14 protein-coding genes and 1 pseudogene are annotated in these 15,840 nt (G+C 73.4%); 5 read left to right on the top strand and 10 right to left on the bottom strand.

Translation table 11 applies throughout. From position 1 onward, the window contains the following. The first annotated feature begins 214 nt into the window (after positions 1–214). The gene (locus ACF07N_RS21780) at positions 215–1,456 is read left to right on the top strand and encodes a serine hydrolase domain-containing protein (RefSeq protein ID WP_392115355.1); all 1,242 of its coding nucleotides are present in this window, start codon (positions 215–217) and stop codon (positions 1,454–1,456) included. 15 nt (positions 1,457–1,471) lie between these two features. Here ACF07N_RS21780 and ACF07N_RS21785 read toward each other — a convergent pair whose 3' ends face one another. Then, positions 1,472–2,518 carry a saccharopine dehydrogenase gene (locus ACF07N_RS21785; RefSeq protein ID WP_392115358.1) on the bottom strand — a complete coding sequence of 349 codons (1,047 nt, stop codon included), beginning with the start codon at positions 2,516–2,518 and terminating at the stop codon, positions 1,472–1,474. Positions 2,519–2,668: 150 nt separating this feature from the next. Next, positions 2,669–3,328 (bottom strand): GTP cyclohydrolase II, encoded by a 660-nt coding sequence (gene ribA, locus ACF07N_RS21790; protein ID WP_392115361.1) that lies wholly within the window; start codon positions 3,326–3,328, stop codon positions 2,669–2,671. 41 nt (positions 3,329–3,369) lie between these two features. On the opposite strand from ribA, the pseudogene ACF07N_RS21795 reads away from it, so the two are divergent. Continuing rightward, a pseudogene (locus ACF07N_RS21795) lies at positions 3,370–4,002 on the top strand (creatininase family protein); the annotation flags it as partial. On the opposite strand, the gene ACF07N_RS21800 reads toward ACF07N_RS21795, so the two are convergent. The 5 genes from ACF07N_RS21800 to ACF07N_RS21820 all read right to left on the bottom strand — a co-directional run bounded on the left by ACF07N_RS21800 (position 3,975) and on the right by ACF07N_RS21820 (position 9,462). Next, positions 3,975–5,225 (bottom strand): lysylphosphatidylglycerol synthase transmembrane domain-containing protein, encoded by a 1,251-nt coding sequence (locus ACF07N_RS21800; RefSeq protein WP_392115855.1) that lies wholly within the window; start codon positions 5,223–5,225, stop codon positions 3,975–3,977. The pseudogene ACF07N_RS21795 and the gene ACF07N_RS21800 sit on opposite strands and share 28 nt — an antisense overlap. Positions 5,226–5,470: 245 nt before the next feature. After that, complete coding sequence (locus tag ACF07N_RS21805) at positions 5,471–6,376, bottom strand: class I SAM-dependent methyltransferase (protein WP_392115858.1); 906 nt, start codon at positions 6,374–6,376, stop codon at positions 5,471–5,473. 332 nt (positions 6,377–6,708) lie between these two features. Beyond that, the gene (locus ACF07N_RS21810; RefSeq protein ID WP_392115364.1) at positions 6,709–7,914 is read right to left on the bottom strand and encodes a glycosyltransferase family 4 protein; all 1,206 of its coding nucleotides are present in this window, start codon (positions 7,912–7,914) and stop codon (positions 6,709–6,711) included. Beyond that, the gene (locus tag ACF07N_RS21815; RefSeq protein ID WP_010043117.1) at positions 7,911–8,309 is read right to left on the bottom strand and encodes a 6-carboxytetrahydropterin synthase; all 399 of its coding nucleotides are present in this window, start codon (positions 8,307–8,309) and stop codon (positions 7,911–7,913) included. Before ACF07N_RS21815 ends, ACF07N_RS21810 begins: the two co-directional genes overlap by 4 nt. A 160-nt stretch (positions 8,310–8,469) precedes the next feature. Further along, positions 8,470–9,462 carry a zinc-binding alcohol dehydrogenase gene (locus tag ACF07N_RS21820; RefSeq protein ID WP_392115367.1) on the bottom strand — a complete coding sequence of 331 codons (993 nt, stop codon included), beginning with the start codon at positions 9,460–9,462 and terminating at the stop codon, positions 8,470–8,472. A 108-nt stretch (positions 9,463–9,570) separates the two neighbouring features. Between ACF07N_RS21820 and ACF07N_RS21825 the strand changes: the two genes are divergently transcribed. After that, on the top strand, positions 9,571–10,332 hold the full coding sequence (locus ACF07N_RS21825; protein WP_392115370.1) for a CDP-alcohol phosphatidyltransferase family protein: 762 nt from the start codon (positions 9,571–9,573) through the stop codon (positions 10,330–10,332). Positions 10,333–10,347: 15 nt separating this feature from the next. Here the strand turns inward: ACF07N_RS21825 and ACF07N_RS21830 are convergent, their stop codons facing one another. Continuing rightward, positions 10,348–10,728, bottom strand: a complete 381-nt coding sequence (locus ACF07N_RS21830; protein ID WP_392115373.1) for a winged helix-turn-helix transcriptional regulator — start codon at positions 10,726–10,728, stop codon at positions 10,348–10,350. A gap of 117 nt (positions 10,729–10,845) precedes the next feature. On the opposite strand from ACF07N_RS21830, the gene ACF07N_RS21835 reads away from it, so the two are divergent. After that, a complete protein-coding gene (locus tag ACF07N_RS21835; protein ID WP_392115376.1) occupies positions 10,846–11,247 on the top strand; it encodes a RidA family protein in 402 nt (133 codons plus the stop codon). 14 nt (positions 11,248–11,261) lie between these two features. Here ACF07N_RS21835 and ACF07N_RS21840 read toward each other — a convergent pair whose 3' ends face one another. After that, positions 11,262–12,776, bottom strand: coding sequence for an ABC transporter substrate-binding protein (locus ACF07N_RS21840; RefSeq protein ID WP_392115378.1), 1,515 nt, complete (start codon positions 12,774–12,776; stop codon positions 11,262–11,264). A gap of 128 nt (positions 12,777–12,904) precedes the next feature. Here ACF07N_RS21840 and ACF07N_RS21845 point away from each other — a divergent pair, with 128 nt between their 5' ends. Continuing rightward, positions 12,905–13,846: an ATP-binding protein gene (locus ACF07N_RS21845; protein ID WP_392115381.1), complete on the top strand. Its 942-nt coding sequence runs from the start codon at positions 12,905–12,907 to the stop codon at positions 13,844–13,846. Positions 13,847–13,882: 36 nt separating this feature from the next. Here ACF07N_RS21845 and ACF07N_RS21850 read toward each other — a convergent pair whose 3' ends face one another. Next, positions 13,883–15,760 (bottom strand): discoidin domain-containing protein, encoded by a 1,878-nt coding sequence (locus ACF07N_RS21850; protein ID WP_392115384.1) that lies wholly within the window; start codon positions 15,758–15,760, stop codon positions 13,883–13,885. Between the last annotated feature and the right edge of the window lie 80 nt (positions 15,761–15,840).

A 15,840-nucleotide genomic window follows, 5' to 3' on the forward strand; every position in this document is an offset into this window, starting at 1 on the left:
CGGCCGTCCGGCGACCGGGGTGGTCGTCCGGCGGCCGCAGCCGCCGGGCAGCGGGCGTGGGGCCGGCCGCGGGCCCCACGCCCCCTGTGACGCCGTCGCGTTCGCCACCCGTTCCTGCGCGATCATGAAGGGTTCCTGCAGCAGGATGGGATCGGAGGCGGTCCGTGCGGGGTATGCCGGATCTCACCTCGAAGAGCGCGACGGAGGAAGAGCCATGGCACAGCTGCGAGAAGAGGTCGAACCGGTCGAGGCGGGGCTCGACCCGAAGGCGCTGGAGCGCCTGGACCGGCACTTCGCCCGGTTCGTCGACGAGGGCCGGCTGCCCGGCTTCCTCGTCTCGATCGCCCGCGGCGGACGCGTCGCCCACCTCGCCACGCACGGCGCGCGCGACCTCGCGGCCGGTCTCCCCGTCGAACCCGACACCCTGTGGCGGGTCTACTCCATGACGAAACCGGTCACCGCGGTCGCCGCGCTGCTGCTCGTGGAGGAGGGCCTGCTGTCCCTGGACGACCCGGTCGCCGACCACCTGCCCGCCTTCGCCGAACCGCGGGTCTACACCGGCGGCTCGGCGGACGACGTGAGAACCCGCCCGGCCTCCGGGCCCATACTCGTCCGGCACCTGCTGACCCACACCGCGGGCCTCACCTTCGGCTTCTACCACTCCCACCCGGTCGACGCCCTGTACCGCAGGGCCGGTCTGGAGTCCTCCGTGCCGCCGGGCGCCGACCTCGCCGAGACCGTCGAGGTGTACGCGAGCCTGCCCTTGCAGTTCGAGCCGGGCACCGAGTGGAACTACTCGGTGGCCAGCAACGTGCTGGGCCGAGTCATCGAGGTCGTCTCCGGCCGGCCGCTCGACGCATTCTGCGCGGAGCGGATCTTCCGCCCCCTGGGCATGACCGACGCGGGCTTCCACGTCACGGACGAACAGGCGCCGCGGCTCTCCGAGATGTACGGCGAGAAGGAGGGCGGCGGCATCGAGCCGATCCCCGGGTTGCCGCTGCGGGGCCGGCCGCGGTTCCTGTCGGGCAGCGGCGGCATGGTGTGCTCGGCCCACGACTACCAACGCTTCATGGAGTTGCTGCGGCGCCGCGGCGAACTGGACGGCGTCCGGCTCCTCACCCCGGACAGCGTGGGGCTGATGAGCCGCAACCACCTGCCGGGCGGCGCCGACCTGCGGGCCTTCGGCAGCCGCCCCGCCCACGACGAGCCCGGCAACGAGGGCATGGGCTTCGGCTTCAACTGCTCGGTGGTGATCGATCCGGACCGTACGCAGGTGCCCTCCGGGCTCGGTGCCTTCGGCTGGAGCGGGGTCGCCACGACGACGTTCTGGGTGGACCCGGGCCGCGACCTGACGGTGCAGTTCATGACGCAGGTACGGCCCCGGACCCCGCACACGGTCTTCAAGGACCTCAAGCGGCTGGTCCACGAGGCCCTCACCGACGAGGCCGCAGGCTAGGGCCTGTCGTCCGGGTCAGGCGTCCCGCCCGCCGTGCTCCCGGGCGGCCTCACGGAACCGGTCGAGGCAGCGCCCCCAGGGCCCGCTCACACCGAAGTCGAGCAGGTGGGGCAGCAGGGCGGCCGAGAAGTCGGCGCTGGACTCCAGCGGCAGCAGGGAGGGCAGGTTGTCGATGGCGATCAGGTCGAGCGGCGGCTGTGCGCGCAGGGGCCGTACCGGCTCGTCCCAGCTGGTGGTCTCGTCGTACACCGGCAGGACGTTGAGCGGCGAGCCCACGTCGCACGTCACGTCGCACAGGGTGCGCAGGCGGCGGTCCGGGCTGTCGAGGTCCTGCTCGCGCAGGAAGGGCGGCACGGGGCTGGTGGCGAGCACCGCGTTCACCATCACGTCGTGGCGCAGCAGGGCGGCGCGGTCCAGGTCGCGGGTCTCCGCGAGGTCCCAGCAGGTCGGGTCCACACCGGCGGTGGCGAAGGCCACGCGGGCGCCGCGGCCGCTGCGCCCCAGGGCGCCGACGACGAGGCCCGTGAAGTCGGCGCCGGAGCCGGCGGGCTTGAGGGTCTCGTCCAGCTCGTCCTTGGTCGTGGGCACCAGCGGTGTGCGCAGCCGGCCCCGGTGCCGCAGCACCGCCAGGGCGGCGCCCAGGTAGCCGGCCCAGAAGCCGAAGGCGGCGAGGCGCCGCCCGGAGTCGTCCACCAGGTACTCCAGGTCGTACAGCGTCCCGCCGCCCGCGGAGAAGCGGCGCAGCAGGTCCGCCGCGCCCGGCTGGCCCTTGTAGGCGTGCCCGAAGAAGATGTGCCGGTGCGTCAGCTCGGGCGGTGCGTCGGGCAGTTCCTTCAGCCCCAGCACGACGGCGTCCCGCGGGGCCGACACCCAGGAGCCCGCCGGGGCGACGCGGCAGCCGGCCGCCTCGTACTGCTCGACGGGGAAGACCCGTTGCGGGGACTCCTCGACGGTCAGTGCGACTCCGTGCTCGACGAGCCGCCTGGCGTCGTCGGGCACGACGGGCGTGCGGCGCTCGGTCGTTCGGGCCTCGTGGCGCAGCCACAGGTGGAGCTCGGTCATACCGGGTGGGCCTCCGGACGTGAGGCGCCGGCCTCGGGCGGGCCGGCGCTCAAGGGGCGGATGTGCACGAAGCGTACGCGGCCCGGCCACGGGTCGCGTACGGATTCGCCCAGGTCACGTCGCGCGGGGCCGGATCCGGCCCGGGCGCCCTCAGGAGGAGCTGACCACCGCGTCCAGATGCGGCAGGTGGTGGTCGAGACGCTCCCGCTTGGTGCGCAGGTAGGTGATGTTGCTCTCGCACGGCGGGATCAGCAGCGGCACCTGTTCGGCGACACGGATGCCGTGGTCCACCAGCGCCTCGCGCTTGCGCGGGTTGTTGGACATCAGGCGCACGGAGCGCACGCCGAGGTCGTCCAGGATGCGGGCGGCCACGCCGTAGTCCCGGGCGTCGACCGGCAGGCCGAGGGCGAGGTTGGCCTCGACGGTGTCCAGGCCTTCCGCCTGCAGGGCCATCGCGCGCAGCTTGGCGAGCAGGCCGATGCCGCGGCCCTCGTGCCCTCTGAGGTAGACGACGACACCGGCACCCTCGGCGACCACCGCGCGCAGGGCGGCGTCCAGCTGGTCACCGCATTCGCAGTGCTGGGAGCCGAAGGAGTCACCGGTGAGGCACTCCGAGTGCAGCCGGACGAGAACGTCGTCGGTGCCGAGTTCACCATGGACGAGCGCGACCTGTTCGTCACCGCGGTCGTGATCCATGTAGCCGATCGCCTGGAATTCCCCGTACACGGTGGGCAGGGGTGCATTCACGACGCGTTCCACGCCGGTCCGCTGCGGTGCCTTCTTGCCGAGTACGCCTATTTTTTCTGTCATGATTCTCGAGTTCCTAAGCAGAGACGAAAGGCCGTGACGTGATGAGTGATCTGGTGCCGGCGGACACCACGGAAGACGTACGGACGCGGGGCGCCGATGTCTCACGGCAGGTCGCGGTGCTTCCCGTGGGGAGTTTCGAGCAGCACGGTCCGTATCTCCCCCTGGCGACCGACACGCTCGTCGCCTGTGCCGTCGCGCGGGAGATAGCCGGCGCGTACCCGGTGCACCTCCTTCCTCCGGTGACGATCTCGTGCTCGCACGAGCACGCGGCCTGGCCGGGGACCGTCAGCATCTCCTCGGTGACCCTTCATGCGGTGGTACGGGACATAGCGGATTCGCTCCGCCGGTCCGGGGTCGACGCCCTGGTGGTGGTCAACGGGCACGGCGGCAACTACGTGCTGGGCAACGTCGTCCAGGAGTCCTCCGCCCGCGGCGAGCGGATGGCGCTCTTCCCGGCCGCCGAGGACTGGGAGGCGGCGCGCGAGCGGGCGGGTGTGGTCACCTCGCTGCTCACCGACATGCACGCGGGGGAAATAGAGACCTCCATCCTTCTGCACGCTCATCCCGAAATGCTCCGACCCGGTTACGAGTCCTCCGATTTCGTCGCTGACGACCGTCGTCATCTGCTCACCCTCGGCATGTCCGGCTATACCGATTCCGGTGTCATCGGCCGTCCTTCACTGGGTTCGGCGGAAAAGGGGAAGGAACTCCTGGCGAGCCTCACGGATTCCTTCGGGGCGTATTTCTCGTTGCTGACCTCCGAGACGTAGGAGCTCCGGGGCGCGGGCCCGGCGTCCGGATCCGCCGCGGCGGCGGCCCGGGACCGCTCGCCGGCCCGCGTCCCCGCGTACCAGCGGGCGACGAGCACGACCAGGCCGGGCAGGCTCGCCACCAGGCTGAGCACCCCGTAGACGACCGCGACGGCCAGTCCCCGCCCGGCACCCAGCCCGGCGGCACCGAACGCCCAGGCGGTGACGCCCTCCCGCGGGCCCCAGCCGCCGACGTTCAGCGGCAGTCCCATCGCCAGCAGGGCCAGCACCGCGAGCGGCACCAGCACGGCCACGGAGGCGGTGGTCCCGGCGACGCGGGCGGCGAGGACGAACATGGCGACGTAACCTGCCAGGACGACCACGGAGGAGGCAAGCACTCCGGGTCCGTTGCGGCGGGACAGCAGCCCTTCCCGCGCCTCGGCGAGCACCGCGCGCACCTTGCCGCCCCGGCGGGAGGGCGTGGCCCGGTTCATGCGCAGGGCGAGGAGCACGGCGAGGGCGCCCAGTCCGGCCAGGGCCGCGAGCGGGGCGATGTGCCGGGCCCGGTCGAGCACCGGGGACGGCATGGTCAGCAGGACCACGGCACCGGCGGCGAACAACGCGAGCTGTCCGGCGGCCCGTTCGAGGACCACGGCCTTCACACCGCGCCGCAGGTCCCCCTCGCTCTGTCCGTGCCGCACCGCCCGGTGGACGTCGCCGAGGACGCCGCCGGGCAGGGCCGCGTTGAGGAACAGCGCGCGGTAGTAGTCGGCGACGGCGGGCCCGAACGGCAGCCGGATGCGCAGGCCCCGGGCGACGAGGGCCCACCGCCACGCGCTGAACACGGTGGTGACGGCGCCGATCCCGAGCGCGAGCAGCAGCGTCACGGCGTCGATCCGGCGCAGTCCGTCCAGGAAGGCCCCGGTGCCGAGCCGCCAGAACAGCAGGCCGACGATGAGGATCCCGGCGAGGGTGCCGAGCCGCGTGCGGGCCTTGCGGGAGCCGAGCCGGGCGAGGAGGCCGCGCAGGGGGCCCTGCGCGGCGGGGCGGGCACCCGGCCCTCCGGCGGAGTGCGCCGCCTTCGCGCCCTCGGCACGGCGCGGGACGCGCCCGCGCGCCGCGCCCTGAGCGGGGACAGCGGGGACCACGGAGACGATGCCTGGCGCCGCCGCGGGGCCGGACCCGGCCGGGGTCACGACCACCGCCACCCCGGTGCGGTCCCCGTGACGGCGCGTCGGCTCGGAGGACGACGGGGCCGCCCCGGCCGTCTGGGCCGCCTGGGCCTGAGCCCCCGGCACCGTCGGACCAGGACCGGCCGCGGTGCCGTCGGCCACCGTCGATCGGGGGCCGGCCGGGGTGGACGGCCGGAGGCGCGTGCCCGTCGCCCGGGGGCTCATGACGCTCCGCCCGCCGGGCGGCACAGAGCCAGCAGGTCGGTGTGGTGGACGGTGACGCGCAACTCGCCCGCGGCGCACTGGCGCAGGCGGTTGTTCAGGTAGACCTCCGCCTCGGCCCGCAGTTCGGGACGCTGCTCGACCGCGGCGCCGACCCAGCCGCGCAGCCACTGCTCCGTGAGGGCGGCCTGCTCGGGCCCGAGCCGCCAGGGGCTCGGGTGCAGGCGTACGGTCGCGCCGTGCGCGGAGAACGCCTCCGCCGCCGCCGTGACCGCGTCCGGACCGAGCAGGCCGTCGCGGCGCTGGTGGTCGTTGAACGCCTGGGTGATCTCCGCGTCGAGCGGGTGGGACGGGGTGAGGTCGACGCGCCCGGCGACGGACAGCGTCAGCAGGGCGGGGGCGCCGGCTCCCGCGCAGGCGGCGGCGAGCGTGTCGATCTCCTCGCGGGTGAGGACGTCCAGCAGGGCGGACGCCGTCACCAGCGAGGCGCCGTGCAGGGCGTCGGCGGTGAGGCGGGCGACGTCCCCGCGCCGGGTCTCCACGCTGATCCGGCTGCCGTCGGCGGCCGACCGCGGGGAGGCGACGGCGGCGAAGTGCAGCAGGTAGGGGTCGCGGTCGTGCAGGATCCAGTGCTGCGCGCCGTCCAGGCAGGGGGCGAGCCAGCGGCCCATCGAGCCGGTGCCGCAGCCCAGGTCGTGGATGACGACGCCGCCCGGCCTGCCCGGCAGGTTGGCGAGCCGGATCCGCAGCGGATCGAGCAGGTCGTGCGCCCGGGCGGCGGCATCGGCCGGCTCCCGCAACTCCAGCCACTCCGGCGCGTAACGGGGCGGGTCGTCGGGCGAGGCCTCCCGCAGTTTCACGGTCGGCCGCGCGCCGGGTGCGGCGGTGGGGCCGGCGCCGGGGATGACCGCGCCGGGGGCGTGGACGGGTCCGGGCGGGCCGCCGGGACCGGTCCGCGCGGGGACCGGGCCGGCCGGGCTGCCCGGTCCGTTCGCGCCACGGGGGTCGGCACCCGCGTCCGTCTCGCCGACGTGCCGCCCGGTCGCGGAGCCGGCACCCGTGGCCGTGGCCGGGCCCGCTCCGGCGCTGCCGTCGGCCCTCACGCCCGAGGGGTCCGTGGGGCCGGCGGCGGCGCCGGGCACCGGCCCGGGAAGCACGCCGCCCGTGGACTCCACGGCCCGGGCGGGTCCGGGCCGGGCCGGGATCGGCCCGCCCCGCTTCGTCGTCGCCGGGTTCGTCATGCGGCCCTCCGGGGTTCGGTCGGGAGCCGGCGCAGGACCGCAGCCAGGCTCTGTGCGGTCGTCGCCCAGCCGTCGAGGGCCGCGCGGCGGCCGCGGGCGGCGGCCTTCAGGCGGCGCCGTACGTCCGCCTCGCCGAACCAGCCGCGCAGTTCGGCGGCGATGGCGGCGGGGTTCTCCGGCGGCACGAGGATGCCGGGCACCCCGCCGTCGGGGGCACGGCCGACCGCCTCGGGAAGGCCGCCGACGTCGGTCGCCAGCACCGGGATGCCCCGGGCCAGCGCCTCGGTCACGGCCATGCCGTACGTCTCGGCGTAGGAGGTCAGGACCATCAGGTCGGCGGTGGCGTAACTGGCGTCCAGGGCCGCGCCGGACTGCGGCCCGGCCAGCTCGAGCCGGTCCTGGAGGCCGTGCCGCGCGATGAGGGACCGCAGATGGGCGACGTACTCGGGGTCCTGGGTGAGGGCCCCGACGCAGACGCAGCTCCACGGCAGGTCGGTGATCGCGGCCAGTGCCTCCACCAGCCGGTGCTGTCCCTTGCGCGGGGTCACGGCGGCCACGCACAGCAGCCGTGACACACCGTCGGTGCCGGGCGCGAGGGGCGCGATGTCGGCGCCGGGGGCGGCGACGTGCACCCGCTCCGGAGGCAGGCCGTGGTGGGCGACGAGACGGCGGACCGCCCAGTCGCTGGTGGCGATCACCGCGGGCACCGCCCGCAGTACCGCCCGTTCCCTGGCGTCGAGTTCGGCGGCGACCGCCGGGTCGAGCCCGGTCTCGTCGCCGAGCGGGAGGTGCACGAGGACGGCCATGCGCAGCCGTTCCGTCTCCGGCACCACGATCTCCGGGACGCCGCAGGCGACCAGCCCGTCGAGCAGGACGACGGCGCCGTCGGGCAACGCGGCCAGCGCACGGGCCAGTTCCGTCCGGGCGGCGGCCCCGGGCCGGGGCCACTCACCGGCCACGGCGTGCTTGCTCACCTGCCAGCCGAAGCCGGGCAGGTCCAGGCACACCCGCCGGTCGTAGGCGTTGCCGCCGCTCGGGGCCGCCGGGTCGTCGACGCCGCCCGGCAGCACGAAGTGCACGGTGCGCAGGGACATAGGGATGATCTCGGCGTTCTTCAGGGCGGCGTGCTGCACGGGCACGTAGTCGAGGCGCGCCGGTGCCGGTCCGGCCGGCCCGGGCCGCTCGATGGTCGTGTCGGTCACAGCGCACGCTCGTAACTCGCCCAGGCGATGTGCGACTCGTGCAGCGTGACGGTGAGGCCGGCGATGCCCTTGGCGCCCTCGCCCAGCGCGCCCTTGTGGATGCGCTCGGCGAGCCGGTCGGCGATGACCTTGGCGAGGAACTCCGTGGAGGTGTTGACCCCGGCGAAGTCGGGCTCGTTGTCGAGGTTGCGGTAGTTCAGCTCGCTGACGACGGCCCCGAGTTCCTGCGTGGCCAGCCCGATGTCGACGACGATGTTGTCCTCGTCCAGCTGTTCGCGCCGGAACGTGGCGTCCACCAGGAACGTGGCGCCGTGCAGGCGCTGCGCCGGTCCGAAGACCTCGCCGCGGAAGCTGTGGGCGATCATGATGTGATCGCGGACGGTGATGCTGAACAACGGACGACCCTCCAGGTGCGGCGCGTCTGCTCCCCCGCTGATGGCTGCCGGGGATGCCGAGTAGTACGGCTGCTTCCCTTCCCCCGTTCAGCGTCGGCTACGTCTTTTCTCAGGTCAGGCGCTCTTGCCCCGCCGATGCCGTACCGGATGGAACGAATCGTCAGCCGATGCGTCGATCGCTCTCGTCGTAACGGACGCGGTGGCACAGGGCGGGGATCTCCCCCGAGGCGAGGCGCGGCAGCACGTCGGGCAGGTCCTCGAAGGCGGATTCACCGGTGACGAGGGCGTCGAGCGCCGGGTCGGCGAGCAGGTCGAGGGCGAGGGCGAGCCGGTCGGCGTAGGTCCGGCCCGGGCGGGCCGGGGAGACGGTGCCGACCTGGCTGGAGCGGATGGTCAGGCGCCGGGAGTGGAAGGCCTCGCCGAGCGGCAGGCTCACCTTGCGGTCGCCGTACCAGCTCAGTTCGACGACGGTGCCCCCGGCGGCGAGGAGTTCCAGGGAGCGGGCGAGGCCCTGCTCGGTGGCGCTGGCGTGGACGACCAGGTCGCGGTCGCCGTCGGCGTCCTGCGGGGTGGCGAAGGAGACGCCGAGCGCCTCGGCGGTCTTCGCGCGGGACGGGTCGGCGTCGACCAGCTGGACGCGGACGCCGGGGAAGCGGGCGAGCAGGGCGGCGACCGAGCAGCCGACCATGCCGCCGCCGACCACGGCGATCCGGTCGCCGATCAGGGGCGCGGCGTCCCACAGGGCGTTCACGGCGGTCTCCACGGTCCCGGCGAGCACGGCCCGTTCGGCGGGGACGCTGTCCGGAACGGGCGTCACGGCGCTCGCCGGCACGACGTACCGGGTCTGGTGCGGGTACAGGCAGAACACCGTACGGCCGGTGAGCGTCTCGGGCCCCTCCTCCACCACGCCGACGTTGAGGTAGCCGTACTTCACCGGGCCCGGGAAGTCGCCCTCCTGGAAGGGGGCCCGCATGGCCGTGTGCTGGCTCTCGGGCACGCCGCCGCGGAAGACGAGCGTCTCGGTGCCGCGGCTGACGCCGGAGAACAGCGTACGGACCAGCACCTCGTCCTCTGCGGGCGCACGCAGGGCGACGTCCCGGATCGCACCTCGGCCAGGCGAGTCGATCCAGAAAGCGCGTCCGGTGTGCTTCATCGAAGTCCTCCTGAACGATCGGGAAGCTGCTTGCGTACCGAGGGGTGCACAGGCCGCGCACAAGGTAGCGGCGTTGATCGACTCTGTCACACGGCCGGAGGGTGTTCGGTGGCCCTGAACAACACTTACGACGCGAGGCTCGTACAGCAGGAGACCGCCGTGGGGGCGGGGGCGCAGGTCCTGCTGCTGGCCCTGATCGGCACGGCGATCGGGATGGGGCCGGCGGGCTGGCTGAGCGGCCTCGCGTTCGCGATCGCCACCTGGGCGGTGCTCTCCCGGGCCCTGCACCGCTCCCGGCTGCGCTCCTTCGGCGCGGCGAACCGGGTCACCCTCGGCCGGGCCACGCTCGTCGGCGGCGTCACCGCGCTGGTCGCGGACTCGTTCCAGAGCTCGCCGCCGGTGTCGCTGTTCGTCGGCCTGACGGCGGTGGCACTGATCCTCGACGGCGTCGACGGCAAGGTCGCCCGCCGCACCGGCACTTCCACCCCGCTGGGCGCGCGCTTCGACATGGAGGTCGACGCGTTCCTGATCCTGGTGCTCAGCGTGTACGTCTCGATGGAGCTGGGCCCCTGGGTCCTGCTGATCGGCGGCATGCGGTACGTCTTCGTCGCCGCGGCCCGGGTGTGGCCCTGGCTGACCGCGGCGCTGCCGCCGAGCACGGCCCGCAAGACGGTCGCCGCGCTGCAGGGCGTGCTCCTGCTGCTCGCGGGCGCCGGTCTGCTGCCGTACGCGGTCAACTTCGGTGTCGCCGCCCTCGCCCTGGGGCTGCTGGTGTGGTCGTTCGGCCGGGACGTGCTGTGGCTGTACCGGACCTCTCGGGCCGAACAGCCCCCGGCGCCGCGTCCGGTCCGGGAACTGGTCGCGAGCTGACAGCCCCCGGCCCGGTCAGGTGCCGGACCGCCCCCGGGCCGCCTCGATGTGACCGAGGTACTGGTGGGTCCAGCCGCAGATCAGGTCGACCGTGGCGCGCAGCGCCCGGCCCGGTTCGGTGAGCGTGTACTCGACCTTGGGCGGCACGGTGGGGTGCACCTTGCGGTCGACCAGGCCGTTGCGCTCCAGCATCCGCAGGTTCTGGGTCAGCATCTTGTGACTGACGCCCTCGACCTCGTCGCGCAACTCGCTGAAGCGGAGGGTGCGTTCGCCGAGGGCCTCGATGATCAGCAGCGCCCACTTGTTGGCCACGTCGGAGAAGATCTCCCGCGCCAGGGAGTCCGCCCGCCTGAGGTCCGCGTTCTCCGGCATGTCCCTGAGCTGCTTGGTCACCATCTGGTTCCCCTGTCACCGAAAAGTGCGTTCTTCCAGGTCGAAGTCCACTCTCCTATGGTTCCCGAGTAACCACAAGAGAGCACGGATGGATCCGGGCTCGACGGAAGGACGCCGGCCATGAGCACCCTCGACCTCTTCGACCACGGCATCCCGGCCGAGAAGCACTTCGGCTACACGCAGGCGATCAGGTCCGGCGAGCTGATCCATGTCTCCGGACAGCTCGCCTTCGACGACGCGGGGGACTTCGGTCCCGAGGACGACATCGCCGCCCAGCTGGCGCGCACCTACGTCAACCTCGACAAGGTCCTGGCCCACTTCGGCGTCACCCGCAACCAGATCGTCTCCCAGACGCTGTACGTGGTGGATTTGGTGCGCAACGCGGAAGTGGTGGCGGAGGCCAACCGCGCCTGCTTCGGCTCGCACCGCCCGGTCAGCACGGTGGTGGGCGTCACCGAACTGACCTTCCCCGGGCAGGCGATCGAGATCAGCTGCGTGGTCGACACGCGTCTGCCGGCCTGACGCTGGAGGCCCGCTCAGCGACGCGTGCCGGGCCCCACCAGGGTCCGCTCGTACGGGTCGAGGAGCACGCCCCGGACCTTCGGGGAGACGCCGAGGACGATCCGCTGGTGGGCGAGCGGCACGACCGCGTCCGTGCCGAGGATCACTGCCTCGGCGGCCAGGGCGGCGTCCTGCCGCTCCCCGGTGCCGTCGGCCCGGCCCGCCTTCGCGACGGCCCGGTCCACCTTCGGATCGCACAGCAGGGCCAGGTTGTAGCCGCCGTCGCAGGTGTAGTCACCGGCCAGGATGCCGACGGGGTCGCCGGTGTCCAGGAGGCTGTTGCGGGCGCCGATGAAGGCGTCGAACCTCCCCGCCAGCGCGTCGCTCTCCAGCCGCGCGTACTCGCGCACCTGCAACCGGACCTCGAATCCGGCCTTCTCGAGCTGCTGCTGCACGACCTGGGCGACTTCGGGGAGTTCGGGCCGGTTGTCGTAGGTGGCGAGGGTGATCGGCGTCCCGTCGGGCCGGGCGGCCTTCGCACGCCCCGACGGCTCGGCCCTCTTCCCCTCGGCCCAGGTGACGGCGGGGCCGTAGATTCCGGCGCCCGGGTCGGCATGTCCCTCGAAGACGCCCTCGACGAGGACGGAGGGGTCGACGGCCGCGCGGGCAGCGGCGCGCAGCCGCGGGTCCTTGAAGGGTCCGGTCCTGGTGTTGAGGTGCAGGCTGGTGGTCCGGGTGGTGCCGGCCTCCCGGAGGCTGTCCGCGTCGAGCGTGGCGGCCTGGGCGGCGGGGAGGGCCTCGGCGATGTCGACGTCTCCGGTGCGTACGGCGTTGGCGCGCGCGGTGCCGTCCCTGACGAAGCGCGCGTCGATGCCGGCGGCCTGGGCGCGGCCGCCCCAGTGGTCGTCGAAACGGTCGAGGGTTGCGGAGGTGCCGCCGTCGACGCGGGTGAGCTCGAAGGGGCCGGTGGCGGTACCGACGGGGCTGGGGTTGCCCCGCCCCCGGTACGCCTTCGCGGAGAGGATCGCCAGACTCGGGCCGGCCAGGCGCATGGGCAGGACCGGGTCGGGGGCGGCGGTGGTGACGCGCACGCCGTCGTCGCCGTCGGGGCGCGCGCTGAGCGTGACTCCGGCGAGCGGGGCGGGCAGGGGCTTCGCCTTCGTGGCCCGGGTCAGCGCCCCGGCCACGGCCGACGGGGTGACCTCGGTGCCGTCGTGGAAGGTGGCCTCGCGCAGGGTGAAGCGCCAGGTGCGGTCGTCCTCGCGGCTCCAGGACCGGGCGAGTGCGGGGGTCGCGGCGCCGTTGGCGTCCAGGGCGGTCAGCCCTTCGGTGACACCCAGACGGGTGAGCAGCGTGGCGTCGGCTCCGTAGGGCGAGAAGTTCTCGGCGGGCGGGAAGGCGAGGGCGACGCGGAGCCGGGAGCCGGATCCCGCGCCGTCCGGCGACGACTGCCCGTCGGGGGAGACGAAACAGCCGGCCAGTCCCGGCACGAGGACGAGGGCGGCGAGGACCCGGAGGAGGCGCCCACGGCTCGGACTCTTCTTGCTCATTACACGCACTTGCACATCCTATGCATCGACGGCAGGCCCGATCGGCGCACCGGATTTGACAGTGGTGACGATCACTCCCTAAAACCTAGTCACATGACACTCATTTTCAACAAGTTGGGGCGGTCGTCGTGAGGGTCGCGTTCGTCGGCAAGGGCGGCAGCGGCAAGACCACACTGTCGGCGCTCTTCTCCCGCCACCTGGCACGTTCCGGCGCCCCGGTCCTCGCCGTGGACGGCGACATCAACCAGCACCTGGCCGAGGCACTCGGACCCGTCGAGCGGCCCGCCGTTCCCCTGGGCCCGCACCTGAGGGACGTCAAGGACTTCCTGCGCGGCGACAACCCGCGCATCACCTCCGCTGAGGCGATGCTCAAGACCACCCCGCCGGGCCGCGGCTCCCGCCTCCTGCGCCCCCTGGGCGACGACACGCTGCACGCCCGGCACGTGGGCCGGGCGGGCGGCGTGCCCCTGATGGTCACGGGCGAGTTCGACGAGTCCGACCTCGGGGTGGCCTGCTACCACTCCAAGCTCGGCGCGGTCGAGCTGTACCTGGGCCATCTGCTGGACGGCCCCGGCGAGTACGTCGTGGTCGACATGACGGCGGGCGCGGACGCCTTCGCGTCGGGCCTGTTCACCCGCTTCGACCTCACGTTCCTGGTGGCGGAGCCGACCCGCAAGGGCGTCTCGGTCTACCGCCAGTACCGCGACCACGCCGAGCAGTTCGGCATCCGTGTCGCGGTCGTCGGCAACAAGGTCACGTGCGAGGACGACGTGCTCTTCCTCAAGGAACAGGTGGGCGACGACCTGCTGACGCACCTGGTCCAGTCGCCCTGGGTCCGGGCGGCGGAACAGGGCCGGGCGGGCGGCGAGCTGGAGCCGCACAACCAGCACGCCCTGAACGTCCTGCGCGAGACGGTCGACGCCCACGTCCGGGACTGGGACCGGCTCCACCGCCACGCGGTGGAGTTCCACCTGCGCAACGCGCGGGCCTGGGCGAACGACCGGGCGGGCGAGGACCTCGCGGCGCAGGTGGACCCGGACTACGTACCGGGCGGGCCGGCGGGCGGCTGAGCGACGGATCCGCGAGGTCCGCCCACCGGAGGCTCGTCAGCCCTTCTGCTCCACCCGCACCCAGTCCACCTCCGCCCGTACTCCCCCGCCCGCGATCCGGTCCACGCTGGACTGCGGCAGGCCCCAGTACGGGGTCGTCACCTTGTTCCAGCCGGCGGGGTACGCGCCGCCGAGGGCCAGGTTCAGGATCACGTACTGGTTGTGGCCGAAGACCCACTGGCCGCGCGTGGATTCGAGCTTGTTGCGGGTCGTCTCCTGGACCAGGCGGTCGTCGACGAAGAAGCGCATCGTCGTGGGGGTCCATTCGACGGCGTACGTGTGCCACTCGTCCGCCCGGCCGCCCCCCGGGTAGGTCTGGCGGGCGCCGATGTTGCCGTCCGCCGAGTAGCCGGGGCCGTGCAGGGCGGTGCTGGTCCAGTCGGCGTAGCCGATGTTCTCCATGATGTCCGTCTCACCGGAGGAGGGCCAGCCGACCGACGGGTCGTCCACGTCGCTGCCCAGGAGCCAGAACGCCGGCCAGAAGCCGTCGCCGACCGGGAGCTTCATACGGGCGCTGACCTTGCCGTAGGTGAAGTCGAAGCGGGTGTGGGTGTCGACGCGGCCGGAGGTGAAGTCGTAGGTGCCGCCGCCCGCTTGCGTGCAGCCCTTGCAGTACTTCGCCGACAGCACCAGCGCACCGTTCTCCGTGCGGATGGTGTCCGGCGAGTCGACGTACGCCTGGGCCTCGCCGTTGACCGAGCCCATCTCCGTGCCGGTGCGCACCACCCGCCACTTGGAGCGGTCGAGCCCCGAGGTGGTGAAGTCGTCGAAGAACGTGGTGCGGTAGGTGCCGGGCTGTTCGGCGGGCAGCGCCGGGTACGCGGCCGCCGCGCTGCCGCCCGTGCCCCAGACCTCGAACTCGTAGAGGGAGTAGCCGAACTGGGCCGTGGCGGGGGCCGGATTGTGGAAGGAGCGGCGTTCCTTGCCGAGCATGCGGACGTAACGGCCCGTGACCGGCTGCGGGAGGCGGATCGCGTCGTGCAGGCCGGCCGCCTCCGCGGGGGACTTCACGTCGGCGCGGCGGGACGCGACCTCGGCTGCGGACGGGCGGTACACCGTGCGCCAGGTGCGGTTGTCGTCGGAGACCTGCAGTTCGTAGTCGACGGCGTAGGCCGCCTCCCAGTACAGGTCGACCGTGTCGATCGTGGCGGTCGCGCCGAGGTCGACGGAGACCCAGCGGTTCGCGTTCCAGTCGCTGGACCAGCGGCTGATGTCGGCCTTCAGGTCCGCCGGGCGGCCGCCGTCCGTCACGAACGCCGGGGAGTTGCCCGCGTGCTGGTAGTAGTTCGCGTAGGCCGGGTGGTTCAGGGCGAGGTTGGTGCGGGTCGTGGACGCGGGGGCCGGTTCGCCGCCGTAGACCCTCATCGACCAGAGCGAGTAGCCCCAGGGGGTGGCCCGTTCCACGCCACGCAGGCGGACGTAGCGGGCCGTGACCTCCTGCGGGTAGGTGTGGGCGGTGACCGAGCCGCCCGTTCCAGCCGTCTCCGTGAAGAACGGCGTCCAGTCGGTGCCGTTCTTCGAGGCCTCCAGGACGTAGCGCTTGCCGTAGGCCGCCTCCCAGTCGAGGACCACCCGGTCGACGCGGATCGTCGAGCCGAGGTCGACGCGGATCCAGGCGGTGTCGGAGAAGTCGCTGGACCAGCGGGTGGAGCCGTTGCCGTCGAAGGCGCGGCCGGCGGACGTGTCGGCGTTCTCGCTCCCGGACGCCGTGACGGCGGCCGGGTTCACGGCGTGGGCGGCCGCCGCGCGGTCGGTGTCCCAGGCGGCGGCCGCGGCCCGCGTGTCGGGCGCCGGGGCCGCGAAGGCCGGGCCGGCGGTCAGCAGCGCGAGCGCCGCGAGTGCGGTCAGGAGGGTGCGGGGCGTACGGGACGGCATGGCTCTCCTCCGGTTCGGTGTACCTCAGGGCAGTGAATGGCGTGTACCTGACATGTCGGTGGTTCGCTGGGGAGCGGCCC

The sequence above is a fragment of the Streptomyces sp. NPDC015242 genome, from assembly GCF_043079125.1.
Taxonomy (GTDB): domain Bacteria; phylum Actinomycetota; class Actinomycetes; order Streptomycetales; family Streptomycetaceae; genus Streptomyces.

Bases quoted from the DNA above. Each gene is read 5' to 3' on its own strand.
- ribA (WP_392115361.1), bottom strand. From the start codon at position 3,328: ATGACAGAAAAAATAGGCGTACTCGGCAAGAAGGCACCGCAGCGGACC.
- ACF07N_RS21830 (WP_392115373.1), bottom strand. From the start codon at position 10,728: ATGGTGACCAAGCAGCTCAGGGACATGCCGGAGAACGCGGACCTCAGG.
- ACF07N_RS21850 (WP_392115384.1), bottom strand. From the start codon at position 15,760: ATGCCGTCCCGTACGCCCCGCACCCTCCTGACCGCACTCGCGGCGCTC.
- ACF07N_RS21780 (WP_392115355.1), top strand. From the start codon at position 215: ATGGCACAGCTGCGAGAAGAGGTCGAACCGGTCGAGGCGGGGCTCGAC.
- ACF07N_RS21785 (WP_392115358.1), bottom strand. From the start codon at position 2,518: ATGACCGAGCTCCACCTGTGGCTGCGCCACGAGGCCCGAACGACCGAG.
- ACF07N_RS21840 (WP_392115378.1), bottom strand. From the start codon at position 12,776: ATGAGCAAGAAGAGTCCGAGCCGTGGGCGCCTCCTCCGGGTCCTCGCC.
- ACF07N_RS21835 (WP_392115376.1), top strand. From the start codon at position 10,846: ATGAGCACCCTCGACCTCTTCGACCACGGCATCCCGGCCGAGAAGCAC.
- ACF07N_RS21820 (WP_392115367.1), bottom strand. From the start codon at position 9,462: ATGAAGCACACCGGACGCGCTTTCTGGATCGACTCGCCTGGCCGAGGT.